This is a genomic window from Paenalcaligenes niemegkensis (genome assembly GCF_022230885.1).
In the GTDB taxonomy this organism is placed as follows: Bacteria; Pseudomonadota; Gammaproteobacteria; order Burkholderiales; family Burkholderiaceae_B; genus Paenalcaligenes; species Paenalcaligenes niemegkensis.
Map to the genome: position 1 here is coordinate 911,154 of NZ_JAKGCT010000004.1, position 13,864 is coordinate 925,017.

Sequence of the window (13,864 nt, forward strand, 5' to 3'; positions counted from 1 at the left end):
TCTAACCTGCTACAAAGCTAAAAGAATTAACATCGCCACGAGAGCAGGCGGCACGCGCCACCACGGCGTTATAGTCAATGCCGTTGCCTTTAACAACAGTTGCTGCACCGCTGTCTCCCACAATTTCAATATGATGGCTGATTCGCTGCAAAACGGAGGCGATTCCCGGACATGCTGCATGGTTCACCTTATCGAGCACCAATTTGTAACGCTCTCCCTGTTCAGCGGATTCTAATAGCACTTGGCCGTCCCTTCCCAAACCGTGCAAAATTCGGGTTGCCCCCCTTGGCCACGAATATCCAGAACTCCACTTTCGGATACGTAGTGAGCAAGCGTGTTGAGATTAATACCGTTATAGGGGTTCGAGACCGAAGTCGGTGCAGAGATTTCATTATTCAACATAAAGCGCGCCAACTCCTCCGCCACTTTAGGCACCCGGTTCTCAATCACATAATTATTGATCGCCGGAACGGCGATGACCGCTAGCAATAAAACAATGGCTGTCACTAGTGATACTTCGACTAAGGAAAAACCACCTTGACGCTGAAGTGCAACTGCCTGCGCTGCTGTATTTGCGGATCTGGCTGCTACGGAGCATCCCCCGAAATGGTTCGATACTGATTTTGATTCGTGCGTAAACATACATTCTCCTGTAATCATAAAAAACTTAGAAAAACCTTAACTTGAATGGAACAAGAGCAAGCCAGTGCGTAATTCATTGATGGCTACGAAATGCCAAAGCCCTAAGGAAACAAGCGCCCCGACGCTGCCAATAAGCAAGCCCCATTTCAGGATCTGGCTATATCGGTTAAAGATCGCCAGCAGTTGCTCGTGCAGGTGGCTCGCTGTGGCAGCAAAACCCTCTTCCAGCCCCTGTGCCGAGGCGATGTCGCTGAAATACCAGGCGTCTTTGGTGCGTAGAAAGTTTTGATCGAAAGCCGCATAGGATGATGAGCCATCGCGTAGGCGCTGACGGGTGATACTCAGTCGCCAAAACAGCCAGGCATTGTTATCGGTTTCTATAGAATCCAGACAGACACTCAGACGCTGTGACGCTGGGTGCACACGTAACAAAAGACTGAGCAGTATAAAAACCCGGAATCCATGATAAAGACGGTAGCTGCTCCAGGGCTGGACGGCTTCCAGGCGATTTCTTATTTTCCCTATCAGCCTCGGTAAGCTCAAACGCATAAGAACGATCAAGAAGAGAAAAGACCCGATGATGGCAACGCCGTAACTAAGCAGATGCTCGGAGAATCGCCTTAAGGCGAGGCTATATGGCCCCAGATAGATATCTGGCAGATCGCCAAATGCTGAAAACAATTGAGGTACGGTATATAGAGGTACTACAGCCAGCATACCCATCAGGATCAGGGCTGCGAATGCTCCCGGCCCTACCATTTGCAAAAAAGCGCGGCGAATTTGGCGTTTGGTGCGAAGCACTTCGGCAACTTGCTTAAAGGCAATAATCAGTGCCCGCTCACCGTGAGCCTGGGCTGTCCTGAGTAACGACAGGGTTTCGATATCGCAACAGTCGAACCACGTAGCATGAAGATCACCACCAGAGTGCTCGTAACGCAGCAGCCAGCGCTGTGCAAGACGCCCGCGCCAATGGTTTCCCCCATAACGTTCGGCGTCTATAAAAAAACGTCTCGCAGCGTACGACTACCCTTCAGTTCTGACAACATGTGGTGCAAGTAAGAAAAATACTCCACTTGAAATGCAGCAAACCGTTGCCTGTCGGTGCCAGGGCTCTGTCTCCAGCGGTCCTGTTGCTGATAGCGATCTCCGCTATAGTGACTCAGCCAGACCTTGACCCCCTTAAGCATGCTGCCCCCAGCCACCAATGCGCTGCTCCAGGTCGAATGCATCTAATAACCCGGTATTGCATTTTTGCAGGCCCACCTCAACGAGACTGCCCGATCCGTACTGCAGTTGATAAGCGCTTTCTTTTACTGAAAGAACAGAAGTTGCCACACTGGGTAGTCTGCCGATTTGCTCTAGCCAAGTTCTGTTCTGATTTGGGTCCAGGACTTCCGCAACAACGGTACGGCCTGCATAGCCGTTAAGGTCTGGCACACTCTCGCGCCGACATTGCGGACAACCCGCTGTATTACGGACAAAATTATCTTTGATTGAACCACCCGCTCTTTCGAAATTGCATAGCCATTGCTGTAAATCCGGACTATGAGCGACCCGGGCCGGTAACCACGAAGGATAGCTTTTAAGCCTGGCCAAAGGCAGGGCACATTCCTTGCATAAAGTAGATACCAGCATCTGATGGATCAGCAGACGGAGAATTCCGGGAGCAGCCATCAGCTGCGGTGATACCCCGATAAAGTCAGAAGCCAGCCGCTGGGGAATAAGAGCCGCGGAACCTGCATGAACCGTAGAGTAAACACGCACTCCAGCTGAGGCTAAATCGCTAAATGCACGACCGGTTTCGTGATCCCGGATTTCACCCAGAAGCACGTCGGTCATGGCAGAACGCTTCAAGGCCCGAAGCTTGGAGGCAAAGCCGTTGTGACTGTCTACCGCCAAATTCCGCGACAATGAATTCTGCACAGCATTGGGGATACGCTGTTCGACTGGATCTTCAACTGTTATTACTTTGCGCCAAGGAGGAAGAGCGGCCACCAAGGCAGCCAGGGAAGTCGACTTCCCTGACCCGACCACACCGGAAAACAGCACTGCTCCACCGTCCGCTAACATGGCCTGCTCAATCTCCAGCTGTTGGGCCGCGCTATAACCTAAAGACGAGATGCAAGGCAACTGAGCGGTCGCGTCATCTACCAGCAAGCGTAAGCAAACACTGGGGCCTGCCTCGGCCGCCAACGAGGCCCAGCGCAGCACAACCTTCATGCCTTGAATACTGCATTGCAGGCTGCCTTGCTGTTCTTCATGCGGATCAAATACGGCGCCATTTCCTCCTTCTATATTCATCCAGGCGGCAGAAAGCATTGCCATTACCATAGAAGTGCTCATACCTTGGAAATGGGCCGGGCAGATATAGCGACCGTCAATGGTGTAGCGGATTTCGGAGCAGGTCTGTCCGGACAGCACATTGATGTGCAAATCACTGGCTTTTTGCTTAACACCCCACTCCACCAAGGCCAGGAAAGCAATAAACAACTCGCCCTGATCCCAGGCTGTTTCCTCGTGCAGATTTAGGCCAATGAGGTCTGCCCCCTGCCTGGAGGGCTGAAACAATCTGACCACCGATAAGAGCTGGGCAAGATTCAATACATAGCGGGCAGGTGATGCCAGGCGATAACTTGAGGCCATGAGCCGTATAAGCTCTGTTGCATAAGCGCTATCTGCATAGTCGGCGGTGCATAGGATTGCAGCACTTTGGTCTTCAAACATGACCGGAAAAAGGGTGCTGTGCATCTCCTGCACCCCCAGCTCGTAACCAAGGCCCCGCTCGATACGAGCACTTAAGCTATGCAAGGCGGCCTGTGTATCAATAACAATGGCCTCGCTATCATCAGACAATAAGGCTAACGACAGTTCAGGCTCGGATAGTCGACGACGAACCATAAGACGGCTAAGCATTTAAGGATTCCTTTAATTGAGCGCAGCGTGCAGGCATTGCGTGAACTCGTACTGTTCCCGCCCAAGAGTGACACACTGCTCTGAGAGGGCGATTAATCGATATACGTCGGCGCCAGCCTTATATCCGATAGGAAAGTCATGATCGTGTAGATAGAGATAGGTTTTTCCGTCTAGATAAAACTCTGCAAGCAAGCGTTTACCGACGCCATAAATGGCTGACAGCCTGGGTAGATTCTCACTGGGGGCGGGCGGCAAGGAAGTGCTTTGGAAATGTGGTTCACCGGAGTAGCCAAGCTGTTCACGCAATTGCCGCTGCTCTAAGGCCAACAGCTCACGCACTTGCATGGCTTGCAACTCAAAGTCAATACTGTCAGCAGCCCCGTCCTTCTGGATCAGCAGCAACGCCAAACACAAGAAACCAACAGCACTGTTTCTCTTAAGGTGAAACCGTCTCATAACTGCACCCCACTTAAACTGAACATCAACTGGCTTTTTGGACTTGGCATAGCGGGTTCGGCAGACACCCTGAGCTCAAGCTGTAGATTCTTAAGGCCACCAATAGCATCGCGAGCCAGGACCAGTGCACGCAAGGGCCCCTCAATGAACACCTGTGATCCGGGTAGCCATATTGGAGCTTCCTGGTTTGTATCTGGCCCGGGGGCGAAAGCCGGGGAAGGCGGTAACGAATGGAAGCGGCTAAAGGCATGGGCATAATTACGCCACAGTGATTGCAGCGTCACAGCTTCGTGATTGGGCTGAGCTTGCGATTGACGACCGGCTTCTGAGTAAGCCACGGTGCGCCGATAGTTGAGTTCGGTCTCGCTTTGAGAAATAAGCTCCCATCCCTTGATTCCTGGCACATCGCCTTTTAGCGGCTTCCCCGGACGAAGCATTTGCAGCGCACACGTCCATAACCTCGAGTGTCTCAACTCACAATTTACGGATGACAATTGCCATTGGTCGACCTGAAGTGAAAGGCCATACCATTCAGCCAATACAGCCTCCAAGGCATAAGAACTGCCGGCAACCTCAGGAAGCGGCATCACTTGGCCAGCATCTATGGCGGAAACGCCCTTGGGCACGCCAAGGCTTAGCATCCAGACTGACAACGTCACCAGAAGAACACTAAGCATCGCTACATAACGCCATCTCCGGCGCCTGCCTATAGGTTGAAGCTGGGTCTCCAGTGAACGATGTGCCTGAAGCGAACGCAAAACTCCTCGCCATCTTCGATGTATCTTGCACTGAGGTTCGGACTGCTTTCACTTAGCTCTTGCAGAGCCGCTTGGGCCGTTTCAGAATCACTGAAATATTGATCGCCCTTAACCAATACAGCCCCATCGCTCACCGCCAGCAGCAGAAAGCGGGCGGCCCCCAGATTGACCACTACCGCATGAGAGCCGCGTGCGCTCAACCGCGCAAAACAGGCTGCTGCACTGTGATGAGTGAGCAACCCCCGCTTTTCAATATTCGTCTGGGTTATCGCACCAAAACTTCTAAATGAGGCTCCGCTTATAACGCTGTGCGTGCGTCCTTGCAAACGAGCCTGAGCCATGAGGCGTTTTAAGCCGCCACTTCCCACCACGACCTGCCAATGCAAGCCACCGTACAAAACACAGTCTGGCTGAATATGAGAGTTAGGCTGGCGCCCCATTACTCGCCCCCTCTTCTACTTGCGCTGTCAGCAGAATAATGGTGCGTAAATGCCTGGAAGCATGTGTGCTGGCCCCTCCGGTTATCAGGGGAGCGCCAGGATTTAAGCGTCGCTCTCCACCGCTCTGCTCAGAACGGTCAAAGCCGGAAATAAGCAAAGGCCTGCCTGCATCCAGAACGACTTGCTGCACCATGCCCGCCCCTTCGACGGTTAATTGCTGCACTTTCAGTGCCTGATCTCCTCGACCAACCTCAATCGTGCTCAGCGGCTGGGCGGTCGTGTTGTCATAGGCGACCGAAAGCATGATCTGACCATCATCCAGAGCTTCAGGGATCAGGGTAAGCAGGGATCCCACCGTTTGTTCCCGTTGGCTAACCGCGGTGGAATGCACTGTATTACCCGTATAGCTAACCGTAGGCGTACTTTCAATGCGATCTATATAGGTAAAGGTAGTACGCAATGCATGAGTAACGGGCCGATGGTTGAGGGTAAGCACCGGTACGGTATTTCGACGCACAACTGTCCCTAGCGTACTGATCGCAGCTACTACGGCCTCACTGTTTTGAAAGGAGCCTTGAGCCAGGCTCAGACCGGAAGAGAAGGCATTGCTTAGTCCAGTTGCAGGAGAGGCTATCGAGGCCGAAAATCGAGAGGCATTGAAGAGTACATCCCAATTAACTGCAGCCTCGGAGTCGTCCCGAAGCTCTACCGTGAGCTCCTCAAACAACAGTCGAACACGACGGCTTAAATTACGGTTTTCTCTCTGTAAATAACGCCCGACCCGCTCAAGGGTCTGGGGCGTATCGACCACCAGCAAGGTGGGGCTGGCCCCGGATAATGCGCTAACCCTGCCGCCCCCTGACAGCAAGGACTCAACACGCGCGCGCACGACCTCCATTAGCTCGTGTTCGTCACTTTGCAAATGGATTCCGGACTGACTGTTAAAACCGTCGTCGCCTTGCCCTGCCGAGCCGCCAGACCCGAGCGCCGCATAAGAGCTTGCCCGTAACGACAGACCTTTTAACTCGAACACTCGGGAATCCACCTTGTAGAACTCAATACCCGTGTTGTGTTGTCGCCAATAGATATCGAACTGGGCGCACACCCGATCCAGTATGGAGGCTAAAGGCTCGGCAACCCCGTTAAGCTGAATTTTCATTACGTCTTCAGGAGGAAAAGATACGCCCGACGCATGCCGGGTGCTGTCTTTCAAAAAATGCGTGACCGGAAGTAAAGCCTCGGGCTGTATGCGTACAGGAATTTGGGTAGCCAGGGTGATTCTCTCAGCCACCTCGCTAAGACGTAGCCGTTCATTGCCAAAGACCAGCGTGGTATTGATATCTTGGCGAAGTGGCAATGGCAAGGTGACATCTCGAGCTAAAGGCTGTGCTCGCCCTACTATCCACGGCTGCTCAACAAAAGGAGTGCTTTTACGATGTCGTTCATCTATATGCTCATAGAAGCGATGCTGTTGAGTGCTGATGTGCGTGGCCGCATGTCCTGCCTGCTGATCCAGATCTTTTAATCGCTCATGCACGCCGCATGAACTTAATAAAGCACCTGTGATGCAGATATAAACACGTTTCATCAGGCGTCTCCCTCTGCTGGAAAAGAGGCAGGAGCGCAGGACTGGGCTATGCGAATAATACGTAAAACCTGATTTGAATAGAAACACGGTTTAAGAGGGTGCGAACCCAATTGAGTACTGGCTACCAAGGCTTGTACAGCCTCAGTAAAACTGCTGCTGATACTAAAGCTGGCAGTAATGGGAAGATCTACGTCAACCGCCCAGTGCTCGGTGTCGAAGGTCCAGTTGTTCTCGTTGGCCCATCGATGCAAGACACGGCGTAAATTTTGATCGTCAGGGCTGGCCTGGTAGTAGGTTTCAGCAATGACCGCTTCAGGAATATTCTTGTCAGGCCGTGCAGCGTTAGGTTCGATGTGAGTCTCTGCAGGGGCGTGCGAAGTAGAAACCTGGGAAATCAGAGGCAGCGCTGAGCTTTCAGTTGGAGCGACGATAGGGCTATGGTCGTTGAGCACCGGTATGGTAACGGGCAGTACTGACACCTTCGCTAAGGATAGGGCCTCCTCTTTTTGCGTTGCCGCCGAGCGGATCTGCGACTCCGCTAGATGCCTGGCGTCTTCCAGATATGCCCACGCCTGATACTCACCACTTTGAAACTGTAAGGCTTTGGCATCGGTATCGATCACCCAATAACCGCCATGCTGCCGTGGACTGAAAGGTGAGCGATTATTTAAAGCCAGCTCAGTTATGACGGGCGGTACCTGAGCTGCAGCGTATTGCAACCACACTTGTTTCTCGGAGCTAAAAATGTGCAGAGGAGCAATGTACTGATCCCCGACCAGATGCCAATCAAAATTGAAACGATTTGACGCATGACTGGATGCCACACTACCCAGATCGTCCCACCATGATGTGTTGTTTGGCGCAGCACATGCGCTTAATGCAGCGCATGCGCCCAGTACCCCCAGCGAACCCACATACTTTGCCCCAAAAAAAATAGCACTCAATGAATTACATTGAATGCTATGTTCTGTCAGTCTGGCGACGGGCGCCAGACTGGGATGTACGCATGGAGCTAGTTGTCGCGCTACTTGGTATTTGCCAGCTTATTTGCCTCACTGGCAGCCAGGCGAAGCGCAGTCACCGCAGGCTGCTTACCCTCAAGGGCGTTCTGCAGCGTTTGATTGAACATGGCCCGGATTTGATGATAATTATGGACCTTGAACCCCTTGGTCGTGTTCTCGGGGTTTTTCTCATAAATTGCCACCAGGTCGCGCCAGTTTCCAAGGTCTTTATAGTACTTTGCGTCGGTGACCTCAAAAGCTTCCTTGGTTAAAGGCAAATAACCGGTGGACTGATACCAGGACGCGGACGCAGGAGCCGACGCTAACCAGGCCATAAACTGGGTGGTGGCCTTATCCTGTTCAGCACTATGGCCCTTGGTAGCCCAAAGCCCGGAGCCGCTTACAAAAGGACTGCCAGGCTGCGCAGCCACTTCCGGATAGTAAGGCAGTCCGGCCAGCGAGTAATTAACCTTGGAATCGTTGCTTAACTGGCCAATATTGCCTGAGTTGGATAACAGAACTGCACACTCCCCCGCCGCAAAGCGCGTTACCGACTGCGGACCGAACTCGGGACCAACCATGATCTCGCTGCGTACCCAGCTGATCATGGTCGAGAGGTGCCGGATATACAAGGCGTCGAAATCGAAACCAGCTTTAGCCTTCGAGCTACCTGCGTAAAACTGCTTATTTACAGCAGCCAGATTCTCGAGATTAATAGACACCGGCTGATCTGAGGTTAAAGGGCAGCGCCGCGATCCGTTGTTAGCCAAGGTAACCAGCTGTGCCTGCAGATCGTGCCAGGCGCGAGAGGGCTCTGTAGGAACAATGCCTGCCTTCTTAAAGGCATCAAGGTTATAAAACATCACGGGGATTTCAGCCATTAAAGGCAAGGCAAGCATGCGCCCCTTGGCATCATGCATGAAGTTGTTGGCCGCTGGTAAAAACCAGGTACCCGTCTTGATGGGTGACTTTGCGGTCAAGGTGTAGAGCGGTAGCACGTATGACCGCTGCGCTACATCATCAAGGCCAGAGGTCTCGCCCAGCTGGAATAAATTAGGACGATCTTTAGCCTGGGCGGCTGTTAGAGCTTGATCAAGCTGTGCCTCGTCACCAAAGGCCCGAAGCTTGACCGTAACTTCTTTTTGACTCCGGTTGTAGTCAGAGACCAGCTTCTCGAAAACTTTTTTATTGTAATCAGGAAGCGAGTGCCACACTTGTACGTCGGTAGCTGCCCATGCTGCCGAACTAGCGCTCAATAAAAAAGCGGCACCAAGGTAAAAGCTTAATGCACGGGGAGCAGATAAATAGCGAGATTTATTCATGAACGATTCAGCGCAAAAAGGAAACTCTGCCTCGGGTTGGCGCCCGGCAATGATATCAGCCAAAGCCCGTCCAGAGCCGACCCCAAGAGTCCATCCCAAGGTTCCATGACCTGTATTCAAATACAGATTACGAACTTTGGTTTGGCCGATGAGGGGAATATTTGATGGCGTTGCAGGTCGCAAGCCAGACCAAAACTGAACATTATCAAAATCGAGCCCACTTGGGAACAACTCTTGCGTTTGCTTTACTATTGAATTGCAACGTTTAGTGTTTAACGCCCTTGAAAAACCACTTAATTCAGCAGTGCCCGCTACCCTCAAGGCGTTTCCGAAACGCGAATAGACTGTTTTGTTAGCCGAATCACTTAAGCTGACCTGGGGCGCCTTGTCGCTGTCGGTAATCTCAAAAGTCGCTGAATAACCCTTGGCAGGATACACATGGCAGGGAATGCCCAGCGGCGTGACCAGCTGCGACGAGTATGCCCCCATGGCAACCACTACCGCATCTACAGCCAATTCACTGTAACTGCCGTCGGTATCAATTAGCTGGACTAACTTTATTTCACCACCCTCAGCGCGTAGGCGGGTAACTTGAGTTGAAAATCTAAAAACAGCACCTGCCATCCGGGCTCGTTCAGCCAGCGCACAAGTAAAGGCATAGGCATCGCCGGATTCATCGTCAGCGTTGTAATCGCCCCCGGCAATTTTTTCTCGTACCGTAGCCAGGGACGGTTCAAGTGCAACGACTTCATCTGCATTCAAAATTCGCCGCTCAACACCCAGGTCGCGCATTGCATCTGCCATTTCCTGAGCTTCGTCCATCCCGCGAGCGTCTCGGTAAAAGTTCAGGATACCTTGCTCTACGCAATGATAATCGATGTTCAAATCAGCGCGCATATGCTGCAGCGTCGAGCGGCTGAATTCAGCCAGCCGCACCAGCGCCCGTACATTCGGTTCGAAACGGGAAGGCAGGCATTCAGTTAGAAAGCGTACCCCCCATGCCCATTGCTTTGGGTCTAGCGAGGGCCTGAACCATAGCGGTGCATTATCTTTCACTAGCCAGCGTGCCAGTCTCCAGGGAGCTTGCGGAGACGCCCAGGGTTCAGCGTACGAAACTGAGACCTGTCCGCCGCTCGCGCGCGTTGTTTCTTGGGCAGGCCCTGGCTGGCGATCAATGACGACCACCTCGTGGCCGTCTTGCTGCAACCACCACGCCGTCGATACCCCGATAATCCCACTGCCCAATACCGCAATTTTCATATTTATATTCCTACGTGTAATGCAAGGCGGACACGCCTGAAGCCGTTTGCCCCGGCCGCTCTGCTTCTAGGCAAGATCGGCTTCGGAAGTAAAAGCATCAGCATAGTAAGCCTCATCAGCAAGCTGGCACCCGTGGACAAAATCTTTGCGGGCGCTCTCGACCATGGCTGGCGCACCACATGCATAAACATCATAGGCAGAAAGATCGGGCAAGTCTTGCATGACAGCATGGTGCACAAAGCCAGTACGTCCCAACCAGTTGTCATCAGCAGTAGCTTCAGAAATTACCGGTACATAGCTAAAGCCAGGGATGCTTTGGGCCCACTGCTGAGCTAATTCGTGCATGTATAAATCTTTGGGTCTGCGTCCACCCCAATACAGAACCACCTCACGCTTTATGCCCTTATTTTGCATATGCTCGACAATGGCTTTAATGGGAGCAAAACCCGTTCCGCTGGCCAGCATCACGATAGGCTTAGCGCTATCTTCGCGCAGAAAGAAAGACCCGAGGGGGCTTCAACGCGCAAGATCTCACGTTCTTTCATTTGCGTGCTTCCCACACCAAAGACATGATCAGTAAAAGCACCACCAGGCAAATGACGAATATGCAGCTCAGCAATATTTTGCTCATTTGGGGGTGTCGCCATTGAATAGCTGCGTCGACGCCCGTCACGCATAATGAACTCAAGATACTGACCCGCGTAGTAGTACAAAGGGCTGGATGCCGGCAACTGCAGTTTAACCACCATCACATCGTCGTTTAACTTCTCCAGACCAATGACTCTGGATGGCAGTTTCCGAACCTGAATGTCGCTGGCCACCTGAGCCTGGTGCGACTCTACAATCATATCTGAAGCAGGAAAGACCTGGCAAAGCAGCGTATAGCCTTCAGCCAGTTCCTCAGCATCCAAAATATGCCCTGGAGCCTCTCCGGCTTCGAAATCGCCCTCAATCACTTTAGCTTTACAGGTAGAGCACGCGCCTGCCCGACAACTATAGGGAAGCACAATTTTAGCATCCAGGGCAGCGTCCAAAAGTGTTTGCCCCGCTTGTACCGAAAACTCCAAGCCCGATGGCTGCACCGTAACCTTAAAACTCATAGCAAATATCTTCTTATTAAATCGTTGTGGCAGGCTCCTGCAGCCATACCAAAAAAATCAGTTCAAACCCAGCGCTACTCTACCCGCTCTATTACAGGATGCATAACTCGGGTATTTAGCGTCTTTCCTTTACGAGCGCGCTTGGCCCGGTAAACCTCGAGTTCAGCCAAGCCCAGCACCTCAGTCGTTTCCCGTCGTCGATAAACCCCAGTGACCTGCATACCATTTGGTCCGATAGCCGCCCATTGAGAAAGGCGATCATCGGGATCCAGGCCCATCAAGATCGTGCCCCGGCCACCTGCTGCCATCTGCCGCAGTTCGGGAATGTCCACCACCATGAAACGCCCATTTTTACTTAAGAGCGCAATCGCCGTGTCCGTCTCTTTCAAAGCCAGTGGCTGTAATAGCCGATCGCCATCAGGCACCGTCACGAACTGTTTGCCGGCCCGTTGACGCGTAGACATATCTCCTAGCGTGCTTATGAAGCCGTAACCACTGTCTACACCCAGCAAGTAACGCTGCTTAGCGGACCCAGCCACTATATGCCGAAACGGCGCGGCAGGATTGATATCCGCCATGGCCGTGATGGGCTGCCCGTCACCTCTTCCCGAGGGAATGCTCGCGGCGGCCACTGTGTAGGCGCGGCCATCGGAGCCTAGAGCCACGACATCCTCTGTGCTGCGGCATTCAATGGCCGCCTGAAAGCCGTCGCCCGTCTTGAAGGTCAGGCTTTCAAGATCAAGACCATGCCCCTGACGGCGGCGCAGCCAGCCTTTGTTCGAGACGATGATGGTTACTGGCTCGTCGAGCACTTTTACTTCCAGAACGGCTCGCTCAGCCTCTTCAATAACGGTTCTGCGTTCGTCGCCATAAGTCTTGGCATCAGCTTCGATTTCTTTGATCATCATGCGTTTGAAAGCTGCTTTACTATCAAGCAGCTGCTGTAGCTTTGCTTGCTCGGCCCTCTGCTTGCTGAGTTCTTGCTCGATTTTAAAGCCTTCCAGACGAGCGAGCTGACGCAAACGCATTTCGAGTATATCTTCAGCCTGGCGCTCTGAAAGACTGAAGCGTTCCATCAGGGCAATACGCGGTTCATCTGCTTCGCGGATCGTCTGGATGACCTCATCTACGTCGAGGTAAACCACCATTCTTCCCTCAAGGATGTGAATGCGGTCTGAAGCTTTATCTAATCTGAATTGGGTGCGTCGGCGCAATGTATGACTGCGAAACTGCAACCACTCATTGAGCATTTCCCGAAGGGTACGCTGCCCCGGCCTACCATCAATACCGATGCTTACCAGATTAAGCGTGCTGTTCCCTTCCATGCCCGTGTGAGCGAGTAGCGTATTGACGAAATCCTGACGGTCAATGCGGCTGCTTTTAGGCTCGAACACCAGCCGGATGGGAGCATCTTTCCCCGACTCGTCACGCACGGCATCCAGCAAGCCCAGCAACAAGGCACGGGTTTGCTGCTGCTCCGGGGTCAGAGCCTTGCGTCCTGTACGTACGCGGGGGTTCGTTTTCTCTTCGATTTCTTCAAGTATCTTTTGTGTCGACGTGCCCGGCGGCAACTCGTTGACGACAAGTTGCCACTGGCCTCTGGCCATTTCCTCAAAAACCCAGCGTGCACGAACCTTGATGCTGCCACGTCCCGTGCTGTAGATTTGAGCCAGTTCTTCACGGCTGGAAATAATTTGTCCGCCCCCGGGAAATCCGGTCCGGGAACAATGTCGAAGAGCTCGCTATCAGTAATGGCCGGATCTTTAAGCAGCGTTACGCAAGCGTGGGCGACTTCCGTGAGGTTGTGCGGCGGGATCTCAGTAGCCATCCCTACGGCGATACCCGACGCCCCGTTTAACAGCACTACTGGAAGACGGGCGGGCAACAATACGGGCTCTTGCTGGGAGCCGTCGTAGTTCGCCGAAAAATCGACCGTTCCTTCATTTAATTCATCAAGCAGCAATTTGGCGAATGGTGTCAGGCGTGCTTCCGTATAGCGCATCGCCGCTGCATTATCCCCATCACGTGACCCAAAGTTACCCTGGCCATCGACCAAGGGGTAACGCAGGCTGAAATCCTGGGCCATGCGCACCATGGCATCATAAGCGGCCTGATCACCATGCGGATGATACTTACCCAGCACGTCCCCCACGACCCGGGCAGACTTTACCGGCCTCGCTCCTGCCGCTAAACCCATTGCCTGCATGGCATAGAGAATGCGTCGCTGCACCGGCTTCTGTCCATCGGAGACATCGGGCAGAGCGCGTCCCCGAACCACTGATACTGCGTAATCCAAATAAGCTTGTTCGGCATATAAGCCCAAGCTCAAGCCTTCATCGCTCTCGTCTTGTGCAAACAGGCCGTTTTGTACGGTATCCATAATG

General features: G+C 52.8%; 10 protein-coding genes and 3 pseudogenes. All 13 read right to left on the minus strand.

Going from position 1 to position 13,864, the window contains the following annotated elements; all coding sequences use genetic code 11:
* Window position 1: 1 nt before the first annotated feature.
* Window positions 2-241: a hypothetical protein gene (locus tag L1889_RS08400; RefSeq protein ID WP_238664763.1), complete on the minus strand. Its 240-nt coding sequence runs from the start codon at window positions 239-241 to the stop codon at window positions 2-4.
* A complete protein-coding gene (locus tag L1889_RS08405) occupies window positions 232-642 on the minus strand; it encodes a prepilin-type N-terminal cleavage/methylation domain-containing protein (protein WP_238664764.1) in 411 nt (136 codons plus the stop codon). The genes L1889_RS08400 and L1889_RS08405 overlap by 10 nt, the downstream gene beginning before the upstream one ends.
* Before the next feature lie 36 nt (window positions 643-678).
* Complete coding sequence (locus L1889_RS08410) at window positions 679-1,443, minus strand: hypothetical protein (protein WP_238664765.1); 765 nt, start codon at window positions 1,441-1,443, stop codon at window positions 679-681.
* Window positions 1,444-1,821: 378 nt separating this feature from the next.
* Window positions 1,822-3,555 (minus strand): ATPase, T2SS/T4P/T4SS family, encoded by a 1,734-nt coding sequence (locus L1889_RS08415; protein ID WP_238664766.1) that lies wholly within the window; start codon window positions 3,553-3,555, stop codon window positions 1,822-1,824.
* A gap of 12 nt (window positions 3,556-3,567) precedes the next feature.
* Complete coding sequence (locus tag L1889_RS08420) at window positions 3,568-4,011, minus strand: hypothetical protein (RefSeq protein ID WP_238664767.1); 444 nt, start codon at window positions 4,009-4,011, stop codon at window positions 3,568-3,570.
* Window positions 4,008-4,688, minus strand: a complete 681-nt coding sequence (locus tag L1889_RS08425) for a hypothetical protein (protein WP_238664768.1) — start codon at window positions 4,686-4,688, stop codon at window positions 4,008-4,010. The genes L1889_RS08420 and L1889_RS08425 overlap by 4 nt, the downstream gene beginning before the upstream one ends.
* Window positions 4,689-4,717: 29 nt before the next feature.
* Window positions 4,718-5,209, minus strand: coding sequence for a type 4b pilus protein PilO2 (locus L1889_RS08430; protein ID WP_238664769.1), 492 nt, complete (start codon window positions 5,207-5,209; stop codon window positions 4,718-4,720).
* Window positions 5,193-6,797, minus strand: a complete 1,605-nt coding sequence (locus tag L1889_RS08435) for a type II secretion system protein GspD (protein ID WP_238664770.1) — start codon at window positions 6,795-6,797, stop codon at window positions 5,193-5,195. Before L1889_RS08435 ends, L1889_RS08430 begins: the two co-directional genes overlap by 17 nt.
* Complete coding sequence (locus L1889_RS08440) at window positions 6,797-7,741, minus strand: TcpQ domain-containing protein (protein ID WP_238664771.1); 945 nt, start codon at window positions 7,739-7,741, stop codon at window positions 6,797-6,799. The genes L1889_RS08435 and L1889_RS08440 overlap by 1 nt, the downstream gene beginning before the upstream one ends.
* A gap of 80 nt (window positions 7,742-7,821) precedes the next feature.
* Window positions 7,822-9,120, minus strand: a complete 1,299-nt coding sequence (locus tag L1889_RS08445) for an extracellular solute-binding protein (protein ID WP_238665889.1) — start codon at window positions 9,118-9,120, stop codon at window positions 7,822-7,824.
* A gap of 15 nt (window positions 9,121-9,135) precedes the next feature.
* Window positions 9,136-10,380, minus strand: a pseudogene (locus tag L1889_RS08450) (D-amino acid dehydrogenase); the annotation flags it as partial.
* 66 nt (window positions 10,381-10,446) lie between these two features.
* Window positions 10,447-11,480 (minus strand): annotated as a pseudogene (locus L1889_RS08455) (CDP-6-deoxy-delta-3,4-glucoseen reductase).
* 74 nt (window positions 11,481-11,554) lie between these two features.
* A pseudogene (parC, locus tag L1889_RS08460) lies at window positions 11,555-13,860 on the minus strand (DNA topoisomerase IV subunit A).
* Window positions 13,861-13,864: the final 4 nt, after the last annotated feature.

Coding starts and splice junctions, on each gene's coding strand:
- L1889_RS08405 (WP_238664764.1), bottom strand. CDS start 642: ATGTTTACGCACGAATCAAAATCAGTATCGAACCATTTCGGGGGATGC.
- L1889_RS08415 (WP_238664766.1), bottom strand. CDS start 3,555: ATGCTTAGCCGTCTTATGGTTCGTCGTCGACTATCCGAGCCTGAACTG.
- L1889_RS08420 (WP_238664767.1), bottom strand. CDS start 4,011: ATGAGACGGTTTCACCTTAAGAGAAACAGTGCTGTTGGTTTCTTGTGT.
- L1889_RS08425 (WP_238664768.1), bottom strand. CDS start 4,688: ATGCTTAGTGTTCTTCTGGTGACGTTGTCAGTCTGGATGCTAAGCCTT.
- L1889_RS08430 (WP_238664769.1), bottom strand. CDS start 5,209: ATGGGGCGCCAGCCTAACTCTCATATTCAGCCAGACTGTGTTTTGTAC.
- L1889_RS08435 (WP_238664770.1), bottom strand. CDS start 6,797: ATGAAACGTGTTTATATCTGCATCACAGGTGCTTTATTAAGTTCATGC.
- L1889_RS08445 (WP_238665889.1), bottom strand. CDS start 9,120: ATGAATAAATCTCGCTATTTATCTGCTCCCCGTGCATTAAGCTTTTAC.